The sequence below is a fragment of the Belliella aquatica genome (assembly GCF_014637795.1).
Classification (GTDB): Bacteria; Bacteroidota; Bacteroidia; order Cytophagales; family Cyclobacteriaceae; genus Belliella; species Belliella aquatica.
Genome location: NZ_BMFD01000004.1, coordinates 184,238 through 206,368 on the forward strand (window position 1 = coordinate 184,238; position 22,131 = coordinate 206,368).

Annotated in this window: 13 protein-coding genes; 10 read left to right on the forward strand and 3 right to left on the reverse strand. The window is 39.6% G+C overall.

What is annotated here, in order from left to right:
• Nucleotides 1-80: 80 nt before the first annotated feature.
• The 4 genes from IEV57_RS07525 to pgi all read left to right on the forward strand — a co-directional run bounded on the left by IEV57_RS07525 (nt 81) and on the right by pgi (nt 6,211).
• Nucleotides 81-452, forward strand: coding sequence for a GxxExxY protein (locus IEV57_RS07525; protein WP_188441263.1), 372 nt, complete (start codon nt 81-83; stop codon nt 450-452).
• Nucleotides 453-1,157: 705 nt separating this feature from the next.
• Entirely contained in the window at nt 1,158-3,581 is a 2,424-nt protein-coding gene (locus tag IEV57_RS07530) for a penicillin acylase family protein (protein ID WP_188441265.1), read from the forward strand.
• A 2-nt stretch (nt 3,582-3,583) separates the two neighbouring features.
• On the forward strand, nt 3,584-3,961 hold the full coding sequence (locus tag IEV57_RS07535) for a hypothetical protein (protein ID WP_188441267.1): 378 nt from the start codon (nt 3,584-3,586) through the stop codon (nt 3,959-3,961).
• A gap of 603 nt (nt 3,962-4,564) precedes the next feature.
• Nucleotides 4,565-6,211, forward strand: coding sequence for a glucose-6-phosphate isomerase (gene pgi / locus IEV57_RS07540; RefSeq protein ID WP_188441270.1), 1,647 nt, complete (start codon nt 4,565-4,567; stop codon nt 6,209-6,211).
• 847 nt (nt 6,212-7,058) lie between these two features.
• Here pgi and IEV57_RS07545 read toward each other — a convergent pair.
• The 3 genes from IEV57_RS07545 to IEV57_RS19355 all read right to left on the reverse strand — a co-directional run bounded on the left by IEV57_RS07545 (nt 7,059) and on the right by IEV57_RS19355 (nt 11,103).
• Nucleotides 7,059-7,286: a hypothetical protein gene (locus tag IEV57_RS07545; RefSeq protein ID WP_188441272.1), complete on the reverse strand. Its 228-nt coding sequence runs from the start codon at nt 7,284-7,286 to the stop codon at nt 7,059-7,061.
• A 269-nt stretch (nt 7,287-7,555) separates the two neighbouring features.
• Entirely contained in the window at nt 7,556-10,771 is a 3,216-nt protein-coding gene (locus tag IEV57_RS07550; RefSeq protein ID WP_229744263.1) for a S41 family peptidase, read from the reverse strand.
• A 179-nt stretch (nt 10,772-10,950) separates the two neighbouring features.
• Entirely contained in the window at nt 10,951-11,103 is a 153-nt protein-coding gene (locus IEV57_RS19355; protein ID WP_188441276.1) for a hypothetical protein, read from the reverse strand.
• A gap of 1,163 nt (nt 11,104-12,266) precedes the next feature.
• Here IEV57_RS19355 and IEV57_RS07560 point away from each other — a divergent pair.
• The 6 genes from IEV57_RS07560 (at nt 12,267) to IEV57_RS07585 (ending at nt 20,081) form a co-directional block, all read left to right on the forward strand.
• Nucleotides 12,267-12,779: a helix-turn-helix domain-containing protein gene (locus IEV57_RS07560; RefSeq protein ID WP_188441278.1), complete on the forward strand. Its 513-nt coding sequence runs from the start codon at nt 12,267-12,269 to the stop codon at nt 12,777-12,779.
• Between the two features lie 272 nt (nt 12,780-13,051).
• Nucleotides 13,052-13,423 (forward strand): GxxExxY protein, encoded by a 372-nt coding sequence (locus tag IEV57_RS07565; RefSeq protein WP_188441280.1) that lies wholly within the window; start codon nt 13,052-13,054, stop codon nt 13,421-13,423.
• A 350-nt stretch (nt 13,424-13,773) separates the two neighbouring features.
• On the forward strand, nt 13,774-16,368 hold the full coding sequence (locus IEV57_RS07570; RefSeq protein ID WP_188441282.1) for an SLBB domain-containing protein: 2,595 nt from the start codon (nt 13,774-13,776) through the stop codon (nt 16,366-16,368).
• A 517-nt stretch (nt 16,369-16,885) separates the two neighbouring features.
• Entirely contained in the window at nt 16,886-17,965 is a 1,080-nt protein-coding gene (locus IEV57_RS07575) for a Wzz/FepE/Etk N-terminal domain-containing protein (protein ID WP_188441284.1), read from the forward strand.
• Nucleotides 17,966-19,440: 1,475 nt separating this feature from the next.
• On the forward strand, nt 19,441-19,644 hold the full coding sequence (locus IEV57_RS07580) for a hypothetical protein (protein ID WP_188441285.1): 204 nt from the start codon (nt 19,441-19,443) through the stop codon (nt 19,642-19,644).
• Nucleotides 19,644-20,081, forward strand: a complete 438-nt coding sequence (locus IEV57_RS07585; protein ID WP_188441286.1) for a PIN domain-containing protein — start codon at nt 19,644-19,646, stop codon at nt 20,079-20,081. Before IEV57_RS07580 ends, IEV57_RS07585 begins: the two co-directional genes overlap by 1 nt.
• The last annotated feature ends 2,050 nt before the right edge of the window (nt 20,082-22,131 follow it).

Below are 22,131 nucleotides of genomic sequence, written 5' to 3' on the forward strand. Positions count from 1 at the left end.
CTAATCATGGCTTCGTCCACAAGTTATAGGGTAGAGTTTAGATCATTGATTTTCGTTTTTTTCGTTTTAAATGTTTTAAAATGGTGGAAGACTTATTAACAAGAAAGGTAATTGGTGCAGCAATTGAAATTCATAAGGAATTAGGACCTGGACTATTAGAGTCTGCATATCAAAGATGTTTGGAGTATGAATTACTTGCTTCTGGGCTTGAAGTGAAAAAAGAGCTTATTTTTCCAATTAGATATAAAGAAGTTGTTTTAAATCATGCTTACCGAATTGATTTACTTGTAGAAAATCAATTAGTTATAGAATTGAAAACTGTAGAATTTTTAACAGATGTTCATCTAGCGCAAATTCTCACTTACATGAAATTTGGAGGTTATAAAAAAGGTATACTCTTGAATTTTGATGTAAAAGTCTTAAAAGATGGCATAAAAAGAGTTGTACTTTAGTAATTCTCTAACAAGCACTATGTATTTGATCGATAATTAAAAACTCTGTGTATCTCTGTGCCTCCTCAATGGCACTCTGTGTAAACAAAGCTTTAGCGCTATTTACATAAAGCAATACAATTTATTTCTGGTAAGTTATTCATTGATTACTGATAAGATAGAAAGAACCTCTCTCTACCTTTGTGTAAAAAAGGTAAATCGGCGCAAGCGCTTGATATTACAGAAAGCAAAAAGAAGTCACCGAGTTTGACAGAGCATTTGATCGATAATTAAAAACTCTGTGTATCTCTGTGCCTCCTCAGTGGCACTCTGTGTAAACAAAGCTTTAGCGCTATTTACATAAAGCAATACAATTTATTTCTGGTAAGTTATTCATTGATTACTGATAAGATAGAAAGAACCTCTCTCTACCTTTGTGAAAAAAAAAGGTAAATCATCTCAAGCGCTTGATATTACAGAAAGCAATAAGAAGTCACCGAGATTGACAGAGCATTTGATCAATAATGATAAACTCTGTGTATCTCTGTGCCTCCTCAGTGGCACTCTGTGTAAACAAAGCTTTAGCGCTATTTTATTCTAACCTTTAACACTTAAAATAATCTGAGAAATCAGCGGAATCTGCGTGCGCTATTTGCCCAATCAACTTCCTTACTATTTATTTCCTTATCAAAATTTTATATCTTAACAGCTTATAAAAGTAGCTTTATGAAATACATCGGTTTTGCCTTTGCCTTGATCATCACCCTATCCCTTGGCGTGGCACTCTCTCTACAGTTTGGTTCTATCCCTCCTTTAGGAAAATTACTTGATCCAAACCACGGCTTTTGGCAGAATTCATTTACTGAAGACCAAATTGCAAAAGAAGAAATCTTCTTTGATGGCCTGATAGCTGAAGTCACCATCACTTACGATGAAGATTTGATTCCACATATTTTTGCTGAAAATGAAGAAGACCTCTACAGGGCACAAGGATATGTCACCGCGCAGCACCGACTTTGGCAGATGGAATTTCAAACCATGGCCGCTGCAGGAAGGGTTTCCGAAATTGTGGGACCTATTGCACTCGACCTTGACAGAATGACAAGAAGAAAAGGTCTCCCATTCGCAGCGGAACAAGGATTGCAATACCTTGAAACTTCCGACACAGAATCCCTCAGGTTTCTCAATGCTTATGCGGAAGGTGTTAATTTATACATCAACGAACTCTCTGAAGCGAGACTTCCCATAGAATATAAAATCCTCAATTATAGACCTGAGAATTGGTCAGCTTACAAATCTATTTTACTCCTCAAATACATGGCAGACATGTTAGTAGGAGATAGGGATTTGGAGTACACCAATCTAAGAAACATGCTCGGAGAAGAGCTTTTGAACAAGCTATTCCCACTTTTTCCAGAAGAAAATGATCCCGTAATAGAAGCTGAAAAGGTTTGGGATTTTGAACCGCTTCAGATCTCTCGGCCTGATAGCATCAATTATCCAGAAGAAGATATTTTTGTGAAAACAATGCCGCAACCTGTACCAGGAATAGGATCTAACAATTGGGCTGTGTCAGGTACGAAAACACAAAGTGGAAAACCAATTTTAGCCAATGATCCACATTTGGGCTTAAACTTGCCTTCTCTTTGGTATGCAATGCAACTTACTACGCCAGAATATAGCGTAAAAGGGGCGACTTTGCCCGGTGCCTTGGGGATCATTTCAGGATTTAATGAAAATATCGCTTGGGGTGTCACCAATGCCACGAGAGATACGAGAGATTGGTATGCGATTCAGTTCAAACAAGCGGATAGACTCGAATACCTGTACAATGATCAATGGATTCAGAGTACTTTTAGAATAGAAGAAATAAAGGTCAAAGGTCAAGCTCCTTTTATGGATACGGTTGTGTACACGCATCATGGACCGATCGTGTATGATAAAAACTTTAGAGCAGAACGTCAAGATGTGAATTTTGCGCTCAAATGGACTGCTCACCTTCCTTCCAACGAGCAAAAGACATTTCTGCTTTTGAATAAGGGTCAAAATCACAACGATTACATCGAAGCACTAAACCACTACACTTCACCAGCTCAAAATTTTGTTTTTGCATCAAACGAAGGAGATATAGCCATCAAAGTTCAGGGGAAATTCCCACTCAAATGGGAGGGTCAAGGCAAATTCCTAATGGATGGAAATGATCCTAGGATGGAATGGAAAGACTTTATTCCAAATGAACACAATGCTGCCACGCTCAATCCAGCGAGAGGATTTGTTTCCTCGGCCAACCAACACTCGGTAGATCCTTCCTATCCATATTATGTTTTTGATAACAGTTTTGAGCATTATAGAAATAGAAGGCTGAATGAAAGATTGAGGCTGATGGGGAATATCCGAATCGAGGACATGATGGAGTTGCAGTTTGATAACTACCACCTGCATGCAGCTGAAGCACTTCCTGTGATGTTGAATTTGATTCAAGCAGATACTTTGATTGCGCAAGGAAATCCAAATTCTGACTATTTGAAATCCTTAATGGCATGGGATTTTTATACCAATCCTAGCCAAACGGAACCTTCCATGTTCGATTTGTGGTGGAGGTATTTGAATAGGAGCGTTTGGGAGGAGTATATAAAGTCTGAGAAGCCCGTTGTTCTTCCGAATAAATATCAAACTGTCAAATTGCTACAAAACGAATCTCAAAGTCCTCTTTTTGATAAGAAAAGTACCGATAAATTAGAAATAGCAAAGGATCATGTTTTGGCGAGTTTTGATTCAATGATTGTAGCTGTAGAGAAGTTTAAAGCTGAAAAAGGGGAACTTTCATGGGCTACTTTTAAAAATACAACGATCCAGCATCTTGTTCCCAATTTCAAGTCCTTTTCATACGAAGGAATCCAGACAGGTGGAGGGGCTAATATCATCAATGCAACCTCAGAAAGACATGGAGCAAGTTGGAGAATGGTGGTTGAATTAGGGGATGAGCCATCTGCTTTCGGAATCTATCCAGGCGGGCAATCAGGTAACCCAGGAAGTAAATTCTATGATAGCTTCCTGAAGAAGTGGGCGAATGGGGAGTATGTCAATTTCAAATTAAGAAAGGCTACTGATCAGCAGCAAGTTTTATTTAAAACCACCTTGAAACCATAACCATGATACGATTTACAGCTTTATTGATATTGTCAGCTTTATTTATTCTGATTTTAGGACCTTTCTTTTCGTATCCTGTTCTGATGATAGGAGTATTTATCCTTGCTTATTTGGTCGGTGGAAGTGGAGGAATCTCCTTCTTTGCAGGAGGTTTATCCTTTGGATTGATATGGTTTTTTCAAGCAGTTTATATAGCCGTCCAAACGAACTCCTCACTTCCAGAAAAAATGGCGGAGTTGATGGGTTTGGGAGAAAGCAATTTACTTTGGGTAGCTACCGGATTGTTAGGATTCCTTTTAGGAGGATTTAGTGCCCTCAGTGGCTCACTACTCCGCAATCTTTTCAAGAAAAAAAGAGACCAAGGAATTTACAGGTATTAGCTAAACTGTACAAAGTACAAAGTATGATGTACAAAGTACCAAGAGTGATGCACATCGTAATACTAGTATTAGTCATTTCGTCCAAAGGAGCCTGACCCGTAGAATTATGGGGAGAAATCTCAATTGTACTTTTACAATGTGACTTTACTATTTAACCCTTTTCATGTTAAACAAGCAGAGATCTCTCATGCCATAGAGATGACGTAGAAGTCAGTGAAAAATTCCCGAATGGGAATAAATCTTGATTTTCCCCGCATTACAACGCGGGGAAAATGCTGATTAATCGTCTCATTTCACCAACTCCAATGGAGTTGAATTTGGTTTTGCCCTTGAACTAACAAATAAACACTCAATTCCCAATCCCTCAAATTAACCAGTTAACCAATTAACCAAATAACCAATTAACCCAATCCCCTAATCCCCCAATTAACCAATTAACCAAATAACCCAATCACCTAATCCCCCAACCCCCCAATTAACCAAATAACCCAATCCCCCAATCCCCCAGTCAACCACTTATCCGCCGTGGCGGAAATAACTCAATCATTACCCCCTTTTCAAATATTAACCCTATTTTTGCTTTTCCTATTAAATCAAAAAACCATGAATAAAGTCAACCCTACACACACCAAAGCTTGGGCAAATCTGAGCAAACTTGCTAAAGACAACGAACAAACAACTATAAAATCTCTTTTTGCTAATCCAGATCGATTTGATGATTATTCTATCCAATTGGAAGATATTCTACTCGATTACTCCAAAAATAGAATCAATGACACGATCAAAACATCCCTTTTTGATCTAGCAAATGAAGTTGACTTGAAGTCAGCAATAGAGGCGATGTTCTCAGGCGAAAAGATCAACTTGACAGAAAACAGAGCCGTTCTGCATACAGCCCTAAGAAATAGAAGCAACACACCTGTTGATTTTGAAGGTCAAAATGTGATGCCTGACATAAATGCGGTTTTAGATCAAATGAAGGCTTTTGCCGACCAAATCCAGAATGGAACTTGGCTCGGTTACACAGGGAAACCTATCAAATCCTTGGTAAACATTGGAATTGGTGGTTCTGACCTCGGTCCAGTAATGGTTACAGAAGCGCTGAAGCCTTATCAGAAAAAAGGGCTTGAAATTTACTTTGTTTCCAATGTAGATGGAACACATATCGCTGAAACTTTGAATAAGGTTGATCCAGAGACTACCTTATTTTTTATTGCTTCAAAAACCTTCACTACACAGGAAACCATGACCAACGCGCACAGCGCTAGAAATTGGTTTTTAGAAGCTGCAAAAGATGAAAATGCAGTAGCGAAGCACTTTGTGGCACTTTCTACGAATGCCAAGTCCGTAGCAGAATTTGGAATTGATACCAAAAACATGTTTGCATTTTGGGATTGGGTAGGAGGAAGATACTCACTCTGGTCAGCTATTGGATTGCCGATTGCTTGTGCCATTGGTTTCGAGAATTTCGAAAAACTCTTGGCAGGTGCTCACAGCATGGACAAGCATTTCAGAACTGCTGATTTTGAGAAGAATGTCCCAGTGATTTTGGCTTTGATAGGGATTTGGAATACAAATTTCCTAGGGGCCACTTCTGAAGCAATCTTACCTTATGATCAGTATCTTCATAGATTTGCTGCCTATTTCCAACAAGGCAATATGGAGTCAAATGGAAAATACGTCAGCAGGGCAGGAGAGAAGGTGAATTATGCAACAGGTCCGATTATTTGGGGAGAGCCAGGAACAAATGGGCAACACGCTTTTTATCAATTGATTCATCAGGGAACGCATTTGATTCCTTGTGATTTCATCGCTCCAGCAAATTCTCACAACCCAATCGGAGATCATCATGTGAAGTTACTCTCAAACTTCTTTGCACAAACAGAAGCTTTGATGAACGGAAAAACATTTGAAGAAGTGCTTTCAGAAATGCAAAAAGCAGGAAAATCAAATGAAGAGATTGAGAAAATCGCAAACCATCGTGTTTTCGAAGGCAACAGACCTACGAATTCCATCTTGGTAAAAGAGATCAATCCATATACGCTTGGACAGTTAATCGCGATGTACGAACATAAGATATTTGTTCAGGGAGTGATTTGGAATATCTTGAGTTTTGATCAATGGGGTGTAGAACTTGGCAAAGTCCTAGCCAACGCAATCCTTCCCGAATTACAAGACAATAAACAAGTTACCTCCCACGACTCTTCAACCAATGGTCTGATCAATGCCTTCAAAAAAATGAGGAAGTAAGCTTAAAAATACCCTTAAAACGATAAAAAAAACCGTTGAAACAGCCATGTTTCAACGGTTTTTTTATTTAGTTAATTTCGAATTAAAAGTTCGATATTCATATGGTGACCTTATCTTAAGTGTAGGTGCATCTACACTTTCATATCATTTCCATTCCTGTTTTTTCGTTCGACATTTGAAGTTCTCCCGAAAGCCTTTGGGATCGACATTGATCATTTTTTCATTTTTTTTTCATCCTTCATCCTCGGTGAAGCTCTGTGCCTCCTCTGCGGATCTCGGTGTAATAAAAGATTATTGATCTCTTCTTTACTTTCTAATTTTATCCTCTCCCTATCGTCCCGAGAGACAATTAATATTTCTAAAAATATCCACCGCCGGGACTCTGGGTTATGTGTGCACATACCTTAACCATGCACGGCGGCGCACAACGGCCCTAGTGACTATAAATCTATCAGTAGCCCCTTCCCGCAATGCTGCGGGACAAGTCGTACATGTTTACCTCCCGTAGGGGACGGCCTGCCTCCCTTTGGGAGGGCTAATAAGCATATAGCCCCCCTGAGCCTGCCCCGAAGTATTTCGGGGGGCTACTTTACCTGACTAGTTCTAGTTAAACATTTGAAATTCAGCGTTTATCATTTTTTTATCTTCGGCCCCTTCGCCATCCTCCTTTATAAATCCTCTGTGCAACTCGGTGACTTCTCCGTGCCACTCGGTGTAATAAAAGATTTTTGACAACTTTGCTCTTTTATATCGGTCGTCCCTACAGGACTTGTAACCAAGATGAGACTATTAAAAACCGTGGGTTCAGCCACCCACGGTTATGATATCGTCCGCACCTATGGCGCTTTTATTTTTCACATTTAACAGCGTGTCTGTCTGTTGGCGTGATAAAAGCCAAGCTCTGCTGACCTTGAAATTTCATAATAAAATCTCTGGCCTGTACCTTCAGTCTTTTGATTTCATCTTGATCAAGGGAACTGCCCATCGACTTGACAACTTTATAGGAACCCGAACTTTTATCTATAACCTGTACCGAAACTGTCCCCGATTGATTCTTTTTAGCTCTGATAAACATAGTTTAAATTTACAAAATGGAAGGGGTACATCCAAATCAATAAGATCTCTTAATTTTTTTATCCTCCTTAAACTCTTACCCAATTAAACCACAAATCACCCAATCAACTTATTCAACTCAATTCACCCTTTTGCGCTCTTTGCACCTTACCGCCCTTAGCGAGAGCTCTTTAACCTTTCTCCTTTTCCCTTTAACCTCATTTAACCAATTCACCTTTTTTTCATCCTTCATCCTTCTAAATTCATCCTTTAAAAACCTTCACCTTTCATTCAGTTATTCCTAAACGACTTATCAGGGTAGGCAGGTGGACTTGGAACTGGTCTTGGGTCTTCCTTGATCAACTCTTTTAAGTGATTGATTGCAGCTTCCATTTGCGCATCTTTTCCCTTAAAAGTAGCTTTTGGTAAATTGATAACCTCAATGTCTGGAATAAACCCTTCTCCCTCGATCAGCCATTCGCCTTCTTCTCCATACACACCCATCATCGGCGCTCTTGCCACGCCATTGTCGGATAAGGTGTTGGAACCGGAAAGCCAAACTTCTCCGCCCCATGTTCTCGCTCCTATGGATTGAACCAGGTTCAACCTTCTAAAGCCTTCGGCAAAAGCTTCTCCATCTGAAGCAGTAAATTCATCCACTAACAAAACTAAGTGGCCTCTGAAAGCATATTGCATATTCCAATAGGGCTCTCCTTCTCTGTTTTTCCAATAAAAGAAAGCCTCACGCATCAGTTTTTCCAAGATGAAACTGTCAATATTACCACCTCTATTATTTCTCACATCGATGATTAAACCTGATTTTTTGAATTGAGGGTAGAAATCTCTGTACCATTGGCTGATATCGGCACCAGTCATCGCCCGAAGGTGGACATAGCCAATATCACCATTTGAGGCTTCCTCTGCGGCAAGTTTTCTGGTGTATTCCCAATCATTATATCTCAAATTGGATTCAGCCCTGGTGTTCATCGGGATGACGATTCTATCATCCAGTTTAGTCCCTTTATCAGAAACCAAACCCAATCTTACTTGCTTCCCAGCTTTGTCTCTCAAATAATAATTGATATCAGAAGCAGACAAGACCGCCTCACCATCGATATGCGTAATTACGTCTCCAACATTGATCTGAATATCAGGGTGGGAGAGTGGTGACATTTCATCAGGATAGTCTGGATCACTTTGGTAAATATAAGCGACTTGGAATCCTTTTAATCCATCATTTTTGGTAAATCTTGCCCCAAGCAGACCAAGACTGATCTGATCATCACCTCTTCTTAAATCTCCGCCGCCAACACTTGTATGCAGCACACTCAGTTCCCCGATCAATTCTCCAATCACATCCGAAAGTTCAGACCTAGTCGTCACTCTTTCAGCTAGAGGAAGGTATTTTTCATACATTTTATCCCAATCTACACCATGCATGTTTGGATCATAATAATAATCTCGCTCCATCCTCCAAGCATCCGTATAAAGCTGCTTCCAGTCTTCCTTTGGATCAATCGAGAATTTCCAATTGCTCAAATTCAATCTGCTCTCCGCCAAATCTCCAACAGGGAAAGTTTTGATCTCCACCACGTGATGATTGCTCCCAATGGTGATCAACATGTATTTGTTGTTGGCAGATGTAACAAAGCGACGGACGTTATCAGCGAATACTTTTTGTTCTACCTTCGAACTCAATGGCGTCATCATAATGGAATTCTTTCCACCACCGTTGACCTCACTTTGATAATAAAGTGCTTTGTCAGTTAAGACCAAATTGCTGTAATTTCCAGCTGGAACAGGCACCTCTCTCAATCGCTGCATCAAGCCAGCTTCTTCAATCACTACATGGACTTCACCCTCTGATTTTTTCTCCTCTTTTTTCAATTCATGATTGTAGTGAAAAGGGGATACCAAGTCCTTTTTGAGTGAAATATGATAGATTTTCATCTGTTTTTCCCAGAATGGCTCCGGCTGTCTCGTACCCCAAGGGGAGCTAACTCTCGTCTCAAAATTCCTGTCAGACATAAAGTAAATCCAATTCCCATCTGTACTCCATTGAGGATATACACTGTTTGCACGATCAGAAGTGATGGCTATATGTTTCCCAGAATTGATTTCAAAAGCAAAAATTTGATTGAAAGTATTGGATGCTGATTGAGAAAAAGCAATCCACTTGCTATCTGGCGACCAAGCAAAAGATCCACTGACACCTTCGCGGTTGGTTGAAGCTTTGCTCTGCTTTCCAGAAGCCAAATCCAATACCCATAAATCTCTATTTAGATCTGTAAATGCTAGCTTTTTCCCGTCAGGAGATGGCATAAGGTTGAAGCGTAGCGTATTGCCATTTTTAGTGACCTGTTTCCCTTGGTCTAATCCTAATGCATTGTATTGGTGAATCTCAAACTCTCCACTTTCATCTGAGAAAACATATATCTCTTTTCCATCAACAGAGAAAGTAGCGTCTCTGTAGCGAACGCCATCTTTTCTATCCAGCCTAACAGTTCTGCCTTCTTTTGTGGGAAATATAAAAGACCTACCTCGAGCAGTGAGAGCAACTTTGTCACCCTCGTTGCTAACAGATATTCCTGTAATATAACTCTCTGGATTATCAACCCACTTCTCACGCATTTGATCGAAATCAGAGTTTAGGGAGATAGCCAACTTCTTATCTGTTCCACTTTTGATATCAAAAATATGAATGTCAGCCCCTACACGATATGCAATTTGATTTTCAGAAAAAGAAGCTTCACGCACGTCATACACCTCTTGTTTGGTATGTTGCTTCAGGTCTTCACCTTTGTCATTCATAGACCAAACATTCACAATACCATCTCTGGAAGAAAGGAAATACACGCGCCCATCATGGTAGACGGGATGATGATCTTCTCCTTTGTAATTTTTGGTTAGTTTGACAGCTTCTTCTTGACCTGCCGTATATTTCCAAACTTGCCTTGCTGTACCTCCTTCGTAGCGCTTGGTGACATTATTGTGAAATGTAGGTCTTACAAAAAAATACGTTTCGCCATCATCAGAGAAACTCCCCTCCGCAGCCATTTCCAATGGAAGTATGGTGCTTTTCCCCGTTGTAATATCAATAGTAACCGTATGAAGCCTAGGCAAGGTAGAATATTGATTGGTCACATAGGCCAATTCAGTTGCTGATTTCCATGCTGTAGGCACAGAAGCTGAGGCTTCATAAGTCAATCTTTTCGGAACTCCTCCTTGAATAGGAATCAGATACACTTCGATTGGTCCTTCGTAGGAAGCTGCATAAGCAACCCATTTTCCATCAGGAGAGATCTTTGGAGAGCGTTCTTCCCCTTGGTGGGTAGTAAGTCGACTCGCTTGACCACCCGAACTTGCAACTTTCCAAATATCACCCTCGGCAACAAAAACCATCACATCTCCATGGATATCCGGATGCATGTAGTAACCTTGATTTTCCTGAGCAAAAAGCCCTGATAGCGTAACGCTCAGTAAGAGTGTGAAGAGTAAAGATTTCATTTTCATATTTTGAGGGATTATGTGAAGGAATGTTTTTGGGACTCACCTTAAAATCAAATATAATTATTCCCTCGAAAAAAAGTCAACAGAATTTACAAGCGGTTTTTTATCTCCAAAAGCGAACATCTACATTATTTCGAGGCACAAGATTGAGCGTCCTGAAAATCTGAAAATTTAAGCTATTCTTCCTTTATTCCTCCTAATTCATCCTTTACTCTCGGTGAAGCTACTGTACTTCCTATTCGGATCCAGTGTAATAAAAGATTATTGATCTCTTTTTCCTCTTCAAAATCTGATTGGTTCAAGTCTTTTGACTTGGACCTGAGTGTCATAAACTAACAAAAATCCCCCTTCATCCTTTCTAAATTTACTAATCCTCTTATCGTCCCGAGAGAAACCTCTTCTTCCTAAGATATCCAACGCCGGGACTCTGGGTTACGTGTGCGCATCCCTTAACCATGCACGGCGGCGCACAACGGCCCTAGTGACTATAAATCTATCAGTAGCGCCTTCCCGCAATGCTGCGGGACAAGTCGTACATGGCTAAGAGGCATATAGCTCCGCTGAGCCTGCCCCGAAGTATTTCGGGGAGCTACTTTCCTTGACTAGTTTCAATTCAACATTTTAAATTCGACATTCAGCGTTCGACATTTTTTCCCCTTTTCCTTAATCCCTTATCCTTCCTCCTTCAACCTTTCCCACCTTTCTCCTTTAACCTTTTCCCTTTTTTTCATCCTTCATCCCTCTGCCTTCATCCTTTCTTTCTCCTTTCTCCTTTTTCCTTTCACCTTCATCCTTTCTTTTTCTACCTTCTTCCTTTCTAAATTTACTAATCCTCCTATCGTCCCGAAAGACACTTATATTTCTAAAAAAAGCTACCGCCGGGACTCACGGTCTGGTGTACACACTTTTCAACCCTGCATTGCGGCGCATCACGAAAGTATTGAATATAAATGTTTTTGAAGCGCCTTATACAGGGCTATTAAAATGTTAAAGCCCTTCAGGCTTGCTCCACTCTTGATTCTTATCGAGATTTTGTGGCTTCTTTCCTTATCCTAATTCATCTTATTAGTGTAATTTTTATCTTGAACAAGCAAAGTTAAGCACATAAACATTTAATCCTTTCGCGTTCTTTGTGCCCACCTCACTTGAGGGTGGATACTTTGAGCTCTTTGTGTCCTTAATCAGTTAAGCACATAACCAATTAACCCTTTTAATCTCTTACACCTTCTAACCAATTACTCAGTTATTCAATTACCCAATTCCCCTAGTTAACGAATCACTTAATTAACTCAGTCAACTCAATTCAACCTTTCGCGTTCTTTGCCCCTCACCGCCCTTGGCGAGAACCTTTCTCCTTTTCCCTTTAACCTCATTTAACCAATTCAACCCAATTAACTTTCCCCCTTCTAACACAGTAACCAAAAAATCTAAATATTTCCTTTGCTAATTATATTCAACCGAGTACTTTTGTTACTCGCTTAGACAAAGCTTAATGTTAGATTATTTGATCACATCTAAGACTCGACTGAAACTTTTAATTAAGTTCTTTAGCAATCCTAAAAATCAAGGGCATTTGCGAGGACTAGCCGATGAGTTTGGAGAATCTACCAACGCCATAAGAAAGGAACTCAATAACCTTTCTGAAGCTGGACTTTTAATGAAAGTGGCCGATAAAAATAAAATCGACTACCAAGCAAATATCAACCACCCTCTTTTTTCGAACTTACAAGATATCATCAGAAAATACTTAGGTTTAGACAAACTTTTGGCAGCAGTTTTGGAGCGAATGGGAAAAGTTTATCAAGTAGCTCTTGTAGGCGATTATGCCAGAGGAATTGACTCAGGAAATATTGAAGTAGAGATCACAGGCTTCGATTTGGACGAAGACTACCTTGAGAGTATTTCTGAAAAACTCAAAACTATCATAAATAAAAAAGTTGTTTTCAGGATTGAGCAGCAAATCACAGATCCTGAAGCCCTCTTGATTTACCAAATACCCGACTGATTTTCCCCTAAGATCAACAGTCGTTTTATATTCTTCAACCACACCCGCTAAGTACCATCATGTGACTGAAAGGGCGAAGCTGTTTAAAAACAGATATAAGACATGAGACAAAAGACTTGAGACTTTGGGAAAATGACGATTATTTAAACCTAAATTTCTAAAAAAAGTAAAATATATTCTATCCACTTTCAAAAATAAATTTTTAGAATTAAACTAATTAAATTGTTTGTTGAGTTGTAAATTCAAAATGCTTTTACCTGGATAAAGAAAAGATGGCTTTAATTTATAAGAATGAATCATACAACATCATAGGAGCTGCAATAGAGGTTCATAAAGAACTAGGTAAAGGGTTTTTAGAAAGTGTTTACCAAGAAGCGCTTGAAATAGAACTTACAGCTTTTAAAGTCCCACATTTAAGGGAAGCATCAGTTCCAATTAGCTACAAAAACAGAAAGCTTACTAAGAATTTTGTTGCAGACTTTATTTGCTACGATAAAATAATTTTGGAATTAAAAGCAATATCAGATCTGTCACCAGAACACACTTCTCAAGTATTCAATTATCTAAAAGCTACAGGGTTTAAGTTAGGTATTCTAATAAACTTTGGTGCAATGTCATTGCAGTACAAAAGGATTGTATTGTAAGTAAGAAATTTTAGAAAATATTTTATTTTCGCATAATCCCTGAGCTGCAGCTCAATTAATTCATAAATCTGAGTGGTTCACTTAAAAACATTGAACCTTAAAATGTAAAAAGTAAATCTTCCTAAAAATTCGTTCAATTCGAATAATTCGTGGTCACCCTTTCGTATAATCCCTGAGCTTCAGCTCAATTAATTCATAAAAAAGCCAAGGAGTTCAATCATAAACGTTGGGCATCCAAGAGCAAAAAATCAACCACCTCCATAATTCGTTCAATTCGAATAATTCGTGGTCACCAAAAATATATTTCATTCTTGGTAAAATCATTTCCCATGCCCTCATCAAATAATTCAATGTTAAAAAGATACGTCCTTCCTCTTTTGTTTTTCTTTATGCAAAGTTTAGTGGTTGCCCAATCAATCTCTGATATAGGCTCCATCAAAGTGGATAACCTCTCCGATGCACAGGTAGAACAACTCGTCAAAAGAGCAGAGTCCTCAGGGATGAACGAGCAGCAACTCATATCCATGGCCCGTGAACGTGGAATGCCTGCTCAGGAAATCTCCAAACTCCAACAACGCATCTCCGCAATTCGAAGTGGAAGAGGAGCCTCGAATAATCAAGGACAAGGAAACCTAGTAAAAGGGAGACAGGTAGAAGGGATGGAAATGGGTGAGGATATGAGTTTTGAGGATATCCGTAATCAAGACCCATTCAGAAACTTGACGCCCAAGGAAAAGAAAATTTTCGGATATACACTTTTTCACAATAAGGAACTCAATTTCAACCCAAGTTTGAACATCCCCACTCCTCAGAATTATACCATCGGTGGGGGAGACCAACTCTTGATTGATATTTATGGTGCTTCTTCACAGTCCTATGACCTACAAGTAAGCCCAGAAGGAAGAATCCTTGTTCCCAATGTTGGGTCCATCCAAGTAGGAGGGTCTTCAATTGCTTCTGCAACAGCTAGAATCAAAACTGCCCTAACAAGAATTTACTCAGGACTTGGAGGTTCAAACCCTAATGTCTTTATGGAATTGAGATTGGGAAATATAAGGACGGTGTCTATCGCCATGGCAGGGGAATTAACCAATCCTGGAAATTACACACTCCCATCCTTTGCCTCACCTTTCAATGCGCTTTTTGCAGCAGGAGGACCTAATGAAAATGGTTCTTTTAGACACATTCAAGTATACAGAGACAGCAAACTCCTGACGGAAATTGATGTCTATGACTTTTTGGTAAACGGGGAAAATACGGCAAATATCACCCTCAAGGACAATGACGTGATCATCGTTCCACCAGTGAGAAATAGAGTGGAAATCGTGGGGCCTGTAAGAAGGGAAGGACTCTTTGAAGTGAAATCAGGAGAAACCATTGCGGAGATCATCGCCTTTGCAGGTGGGTTCAAATCTGAAGCATATAAAGAAAGGTTGACAGTGACCCGTAAAACAGGCGCAGAACTTAAAGTCGAGGACGTAGATGCAGCAAATTACCAAGCATTTATGCCACAAGACGGAGATTTGTACAGGGTAGGGCAGATCTTAAATAGGTTTGAAAATAGAGTTCAAATCTCAGGTGCATTGATGCGTCCAGGAACTTTCGCCTTACAAGAAGGAATGACGCTTACCCAATTGATAGCCAAAGCAGAAGGTCTAAGGGAGGATGCTTTCTTAAATCGTGCAACACTATACAGAACAAAAGCTGATTTCTCTCTGGAAATCCTACCAGTAGATATCAGTGCTGTGGTCAACGGCAATGCGGAAGACGTCATACTCAGAAGAGAAGATGTCTTAAATATCCCAAGTATCTATGACCTCAGAGAAGAATACTACATCAAAATCTCAGGAGAGGTGAACAAGCCCGGAGCTTTTGCCTTTGGGGAAAATATGAAAGTGGCTGACATGGTGCTCAAAGCTGGAGGATTCAAAGAATCTGCCTCAGCCTCTCAAATAGAGATCGCTAGAAGAGTCAAAAACGATATTTCTGGTAAACTCGCAGAAATCATTCGCATTGATATCAGTAAAGACTTGGAAATAAACGGTTCAAATTCGGATGTAATTTTGGAGCCTTTTGACCATGTGATCGTTCGGAGAAGTCCTGGCTTTCAAAGAGAAAGATTAGTTCGAGTTGAAGGAGAAGTATTCTATCCAGGGGAATATGCGCTAGCCAATGCCAACGAAAAAATCTCAGATGTACTTATAAGAGCAGGTGGATTAAACCAATTCGCCTATGCTAAAGGGGCAACGCTAATTCGAAAAAATGAATTCTACAATGCACCGAGTGAAAATGAAATTAAAACGCAAAACCTAACCTCAGTAAAAGAAAACATAGCAAGAGATAGCTTGGATAGAACAGAGTTTGATAAAATCCTTTTAGAAAGAATTGATGACAAGATTGCTGAAAGAGGAGGGGATCAAGCCAATAAAAAAGGAGGTTTGATTTCTGATGATTTCAGAAGGCAGACGATTCAAACTATCGCGGAGAGAGATTCTGGAGATGTAGAAATAAAAACTATGGAAATGGTAGGAATCAACTTACAAGCCATTCTGGAAAATCCTGGAGGAGCGAATGATTTGATTTTACAAGAAGGAGATGTGATTTCGATTCCAAAAGAGCTCCAAACTGTAAGAATGCGTGGAGAAGTGCTTTATCCTACTACAGCAAGATATAGAAGTAATTCAGGATTCAAAAATTATGTATCAAGAGCAGGAGGATTTACAGATCGATCTCGCAAAGGCAGGTCCTATGTAGTCTATGCAAATGGAGATGTCCAAAGAACAAAAAAAGTCCTTTTCTTTAATTTCTATCCTCACATAGAACCCGGAGCAGAAATTATTGTTCCTCCGAAGCCAGATAAGGAACCTATGTCTGCACAAGCATGGATAGGTATCGGAACCAGCCTCGCCACCCTAGCCCTCCTAATCAATAACCTGACGCAATAAGCTTCTTGACAAAGAATTGTCATTCAAACAACAAGTCATATCGACCACAAGGAGATATCTCAACTCGTCTTTCAACCCCTAAGTCATATCGACCACAAGGAGATATCTCAACGCATCCTTTCAACCCCTAAGTCATATCGACCATAGGGAGATATCTTCCCGAATTTCTTCGGGACAGGCTACTTCGTTCGATATGACTAAAAAGTAATCATAAGAACATTCTAAACAATTAGCAGCACTAAAATATAAACACCCAAGTCATATCGACCACAAGGAGATATCTCAACGCGTCTTTCAACCCCTAAGTCATATCGACCAAAGGGAGATATCTCACTTCGTTCGATATGACTAAAAAGTTTTATTCAAGCATATTTAACAGTGTACCCACAATAACAGTCTTAATCACCATCACCATTCAACTAAATTAAAACATTACTCTTTGCGTCTCCGCGTGCAACCATTAATTCCTATGCACCTTTGTGAACTCTACGAGAGGCAAAATTAAAATACTCCATCTATGTCAACAAACCCTTCCTCAAATCCCCAAAACGACGAAGACGAAATCGACCTCCTCGCTCTAGCCAAGACCGTCTGGTCTAAACGCAGGCAAGTGATCAGCATTACACTCGTCTTTATGCTTATTGGTCTAGCAGTTGCATTGCTTTCCCCAAAAGAATTCACAGCTTCTTCTACCTTTATCCCCCAAACCTCCGAATCAGGAAAAGGAGGAGGCTCCTTGGGTGGAATGAGTGGAGGTTCAGAAATTCCACCTGCCTTGTATCCAAAATTTGTCTCATCAGTCCAATTCAGAAAAGCACTATTAAATGCACCAATCAATGTGGAAGGATTGAATGAAACGGTTACTTATTCCAAATATTATGAAGAAGTAGCGCAACCAGGGCTTTTGGCAAATATTAAGAAATATACCTTTGGACTTCCTGATTTGATTATTCAAGCAATAAAAGGAAAATCAGAAGTGACCGTAATCCAAACTGAAGAAGGAGATTTGATTAGATTAAATGAGGAAGAGGTGAAACATTTTAAAAGACTAGAAGGCCAATTGTCTGTTTCTCCTAATGTAAAGGAAGGATTTGTCACTTTATCTTTTGTCATGCCAGAACCTTTAATGGCGGCACAGATGACACAGTATGCTCAAGAACTCCTTCAAAATGAAGTCATTGCATATAAAATTTCTAATGCACGCGAACAGTTAAATTATACAGAAGAAAGATTCAAGGAGAAAAAAGCAGAGTTTGATCAAATCCAATCTCGACTGGCAAATTTCCGAGACCGTAACCAAAATATCTCCTCTGCCACAGCGATGAACCAAATGGAAAGACTAGAAGCAGAGTACAACTTCGCTTTCAATATCTACACCGAATTGGCCAAGCAACTTGAGCAAGCCAAACTCCAAGTTTCCAAAGACACCCCAATTTTTTCCGTGATCCAACCCGTCACCATCCCCACAGAGAAATCCGCCCCCAAACGCCCCCTCATCCTCGTCATCTTCACCATCCTCGGCCTCATCCTCGCCCTCGCCTACATCTTCGGCTCCGAATTCCTAAAAGGAGTAAAAGAGCAATGGAACGAGGCTTAGAGGAATTTTAAAGGTTACGTGTACGACGTTGTAAGACGTAAGATATAAGATCCAAGACCTAAGACTTGGTAATCCCTATTTGATTCAAGTCTTCTGACTTGGACCTGACTGTCAAAAACTAACAAACGCTTCCTCTCCCTTTTCCCTTTTTTTTCCTCCTTCAAATCCCCTCTGTGTAACCCTGCCTGCAGCAGGCAGGTCGGTGACTCCTCTGTGCCACTCGGTGTAACAAAAGATTTTTGATCTCTTCCTCGCTCTAAATTTACGCATCCCCCTATCGTCCCGAAAGACACTTACATTTCTAATACAGCCACAGCCGGGACTCTGGGGTAGGTGTGCACACTCCTAATCCCCGCATTGCGGCGCATAGCGAGAGAATTGACCATATATGTTTTTCAGCGCCTGATACGGGGCTAATAATGATTTAGCCCCGATGGGGCTACTTTCCCTGACTAGATTTTCGAGAGTAGTTTTATTTAATGTAAGTTGTCTTTATTACTGATATAATTACTTACCTCAGGCTTCTAAAGGGACGGATCTTGCTGCCCTATAAAATAATATACTAATCGTCGATTTCCCTCAAATCGTCTTATGCGGGCGGGACGAATTTCGACCGGGGGGGCGGTGGCAGGAGCAGGGAAGGATTCGAAATTCTTGATTTTTTGGTTACTTTTTTGATCAAAGCCTGTCCCGATTATTTCGGGGCAAAAAAGTAAGAGAAAACAATATATTCATCTCAAAGCAGATTCTCTCACTAATCAAAATCAACCCCCTTCCTTTCTAAATTAACTAATTCCCTTATCGTTCCGAGAGATACAAACATTTCTAAAAATATCCACAGCCGGGACTCTGGGTTATGTGTGAACATACCTTAACCCTGCACGGCAGCGCATCACAAGAGCAAGTGACTATAAATGCTTTCCCTGCGCTTTGTACAGGGCTAATAAGCATAATAGCCCCGTAGGGGCTACTTTCCCTGACTAGATTCTCCTCTAGGTCTAGATCGCATCCACATTCCCATATTTTTCCAATTCAACATTTTAAATTCGACATTTTTCATCCTTCCTCCTGCCGAATTCATCCTTCAAATCCCCTCTGTGTAACTCGGTGACTCCTCTGTGCCACTCGGTGTAATAAAAGATTTTTGACCTCTTCCTCGCTCTAAATTAACTAATTCCCTTATCGTTCCGAGAGATACAAACATTTCTAAAAACATCTACAGCCGGAACTCTGGGTCAGGTGTGTGCATTTCTATACCATGCACGGCGGCGCATTATGCATCTATTGACTATAAATCTTCGTGTCCCAAAATTATTTCACTCCTAAACAAATAACTAAATAACAAACCTTTCTTCTTTCACCTCAAATTAACCAAACAAACCTACATCATTAGTAAATCCTGTACTTGAAAAACTACAAAAAACCTATTATCTTCAATATAAGTTATCAAACTGGATAAAGAAAAAATCAAAATCATGATTATTAAAAGAAATGAAGATCAGATTACTTTCAAGTTAGACTCAAAAAAACTCAGTCTACTTGAAATTCAAGCTATTAGTGATTGGCTTGAATATTTGGAGTTGTCAGGTTTTAAAAATTCTGATAGTAATGAAGTACAGAATTTAGTAAGTGATGAAAAAAGAGGAAGATGGGAGAGGTTAAAATCAAAAATTGACTAATGAACATTGTTGTAGATTCCAATATCGTATTTAGTGGAATGCTTAATAGTGATGGTAATCTCGCAAAAGTTCTGCTTCTGAGTTTTAATAAATTGACTTTTTATTCTTCGCAATCACTAAAAGAAGAGATATATTCTCACGCTGAAAAACTTAAGAAAATAGCTGGTTATTCAGAATTCGAGTTTTTTAGAATCTTTAATCTTTTAACTAAAAATATCAATTTTACTAATCCTTTGCTAATACCAAAAGATTTTCTCTTTAATGCTTATAATTTAACAAAGGAAGTTGATGAAGATGATACCGAATTCATTGCCTTGACTGACTATCTTGGGGCGTCATTATGGATAGGTGATAAAAAACTAATAAAAGGAATGTCAAAGCAAGGTTGGACTAAATTCGTTGATACCAATCAGCTTCTTCATTATGCTATTCTTTAATAATCCTTCATTTTTATTGACCAATTCTTTCCATATTCAACACGATCCCACGAATCAAAACGAACTATCATAGTGCAGGAATCAATAAAAAATGCATTGTCACGGTGCAGTCTGCTAAATAGGATATCAAAATAAGTTAATAGCTAGTATTCTTACATCAGGACGGCCTTTGCTGAGGCTAGATTAAAATATGCAAACCATCCAATTTTCCTCAAACCGTCTGATGCGGGCGGGACGACGGAGATCCGGGCCTGTCTCCCGAAAGGGATGGCTTGCCTCACATAAAGGGATGGATTCCCTCTTTTTTCGGGAGGCCAGCGGTGGCCTTGAGCGCGGATAGAGCCTGTCCCGATCTTAATATCGGGAATATCTCCGTCTTGCCCCGATAGCTATCGGGGTTGGTTACTTTTCTCAAAAAGTCCGCTGTGGCGGATGTGTTAATGCCTGTCCCGTGGAATCACGGGAACAAAAAGTAAGAGAAAGAAATATAAAATACTTCAATACTTTCTCTCACTAAGAAAAATCTCCCCTTTTTTTCCTTTCTAAATTAACTAATCCCCTTATCGTCCCGAGAGATACAAACATTTCTAAAAATATCCACAGCCGGGACTCTGGGTTATGTGTGCACATACCTTAACCATGCACGGCGGCGCATATCGAATGTTGTGACTATAAATATGCACGAAGCGCCTTGTACATGGCTAATAAGCATAATAGCCCCGATGGGGCTACTTTCCCTGACTAGATTTTCGAGAGTAGTTTTATTTAATGTAAGTTGTCTTTATTACTGATATAATTACTGACTCCAGGCTTCTCAAAGGACGGCCCTTGGTGAGGCTGGTTTTAAGGTAATTGTGGAAACCGTTAAAAAAATGGGTTAGCTCGCGAAGCTTGCAGCGAGATCCACCCATTTTTAGGTTGGAACAATTGACTTAAAATTAAATTGGGTCGATAACTGAAATTATCAAAACATCCGCTATCCCAATTTAAAAGCATCAGCTCAGGCCTAGATTTTTTGTTACTTTTTCATCAATGGAAAAAGTAAGAGAAAAAATGCACACATCTATAATAAAATACGCTCACTAGTAAAAATCTCCCCTTTTTTTCCTTTCTAAATAAACAAATCCCCCTATCGTCCCGAAAGCCACTAACATTTCTAAAAAAAGCTACCTCCGGGACTCTGGGTTGCATGTGCACCTCCCTTAACCCTGCATTGCGGCGCATGACGAATCTATTGACTATAAATGTTTATGAAGCGCCTTATACATGCCTGCCTCCCTTTAGGGAGGGCTATTCAAAGTTCAGCCCTTTCAGGGCCTGCCCCGCAGAATTGCGGGGGCTACTTTCCCTGACTAGATTCTCATTAAAGTATAGATACTTTTACACATCTTTTCCCCTTCGATAATTTTAATTCAACATTCTATATTCATCATTTTTATATCTAAACCTTTTATTACTTCCTCCAATTTGCATAATTTGAAGCGCTCTGGCGCATAATTCAAAATGATTTTAAAGAAATAAATACCAGTTTCAAACCCAAATCAGCCCCCAAATCCTCCCGAGCTATCGGGATCGTTCAATTCGTAAAATCCGTGGTCATCCTTTCTTTTACCTTTTTCCTATAACCTTTTCCCTTTTTTTCATCCTTTCTCCTTCTCCTTTTAACCTTCCCAAAAAATACTACAGAACAAGTTTTAAACCCAATACTCAATTGACTTATTCAACTCAATTAACCAGTCAACCCCTTTCTCCTTTTTCCTAAACCCAAAATCTTTGCCCCCTTTGCACCTTAGCTTCCTCTGCGAGATCCTCACTGTTCCAAAAATATCCCCAAATAATCTTATAAATCTCACCCATAACTTGCAAACTCAAAACCTACCGAGTACTTTTGTTACTCACTTTAGGGTCCTCCCAAAATGCTAAGTCCTGTGACTGAAAGGGCGAAGCTGTTATGTGTTTAAAAGGTTAATTGTTTAATCGCTTAACTGAGCTTCTCAAATAAGTATATAAAAATAAGCGTCACAAAGCTCCCAAAATCCCTCAAAGTCCA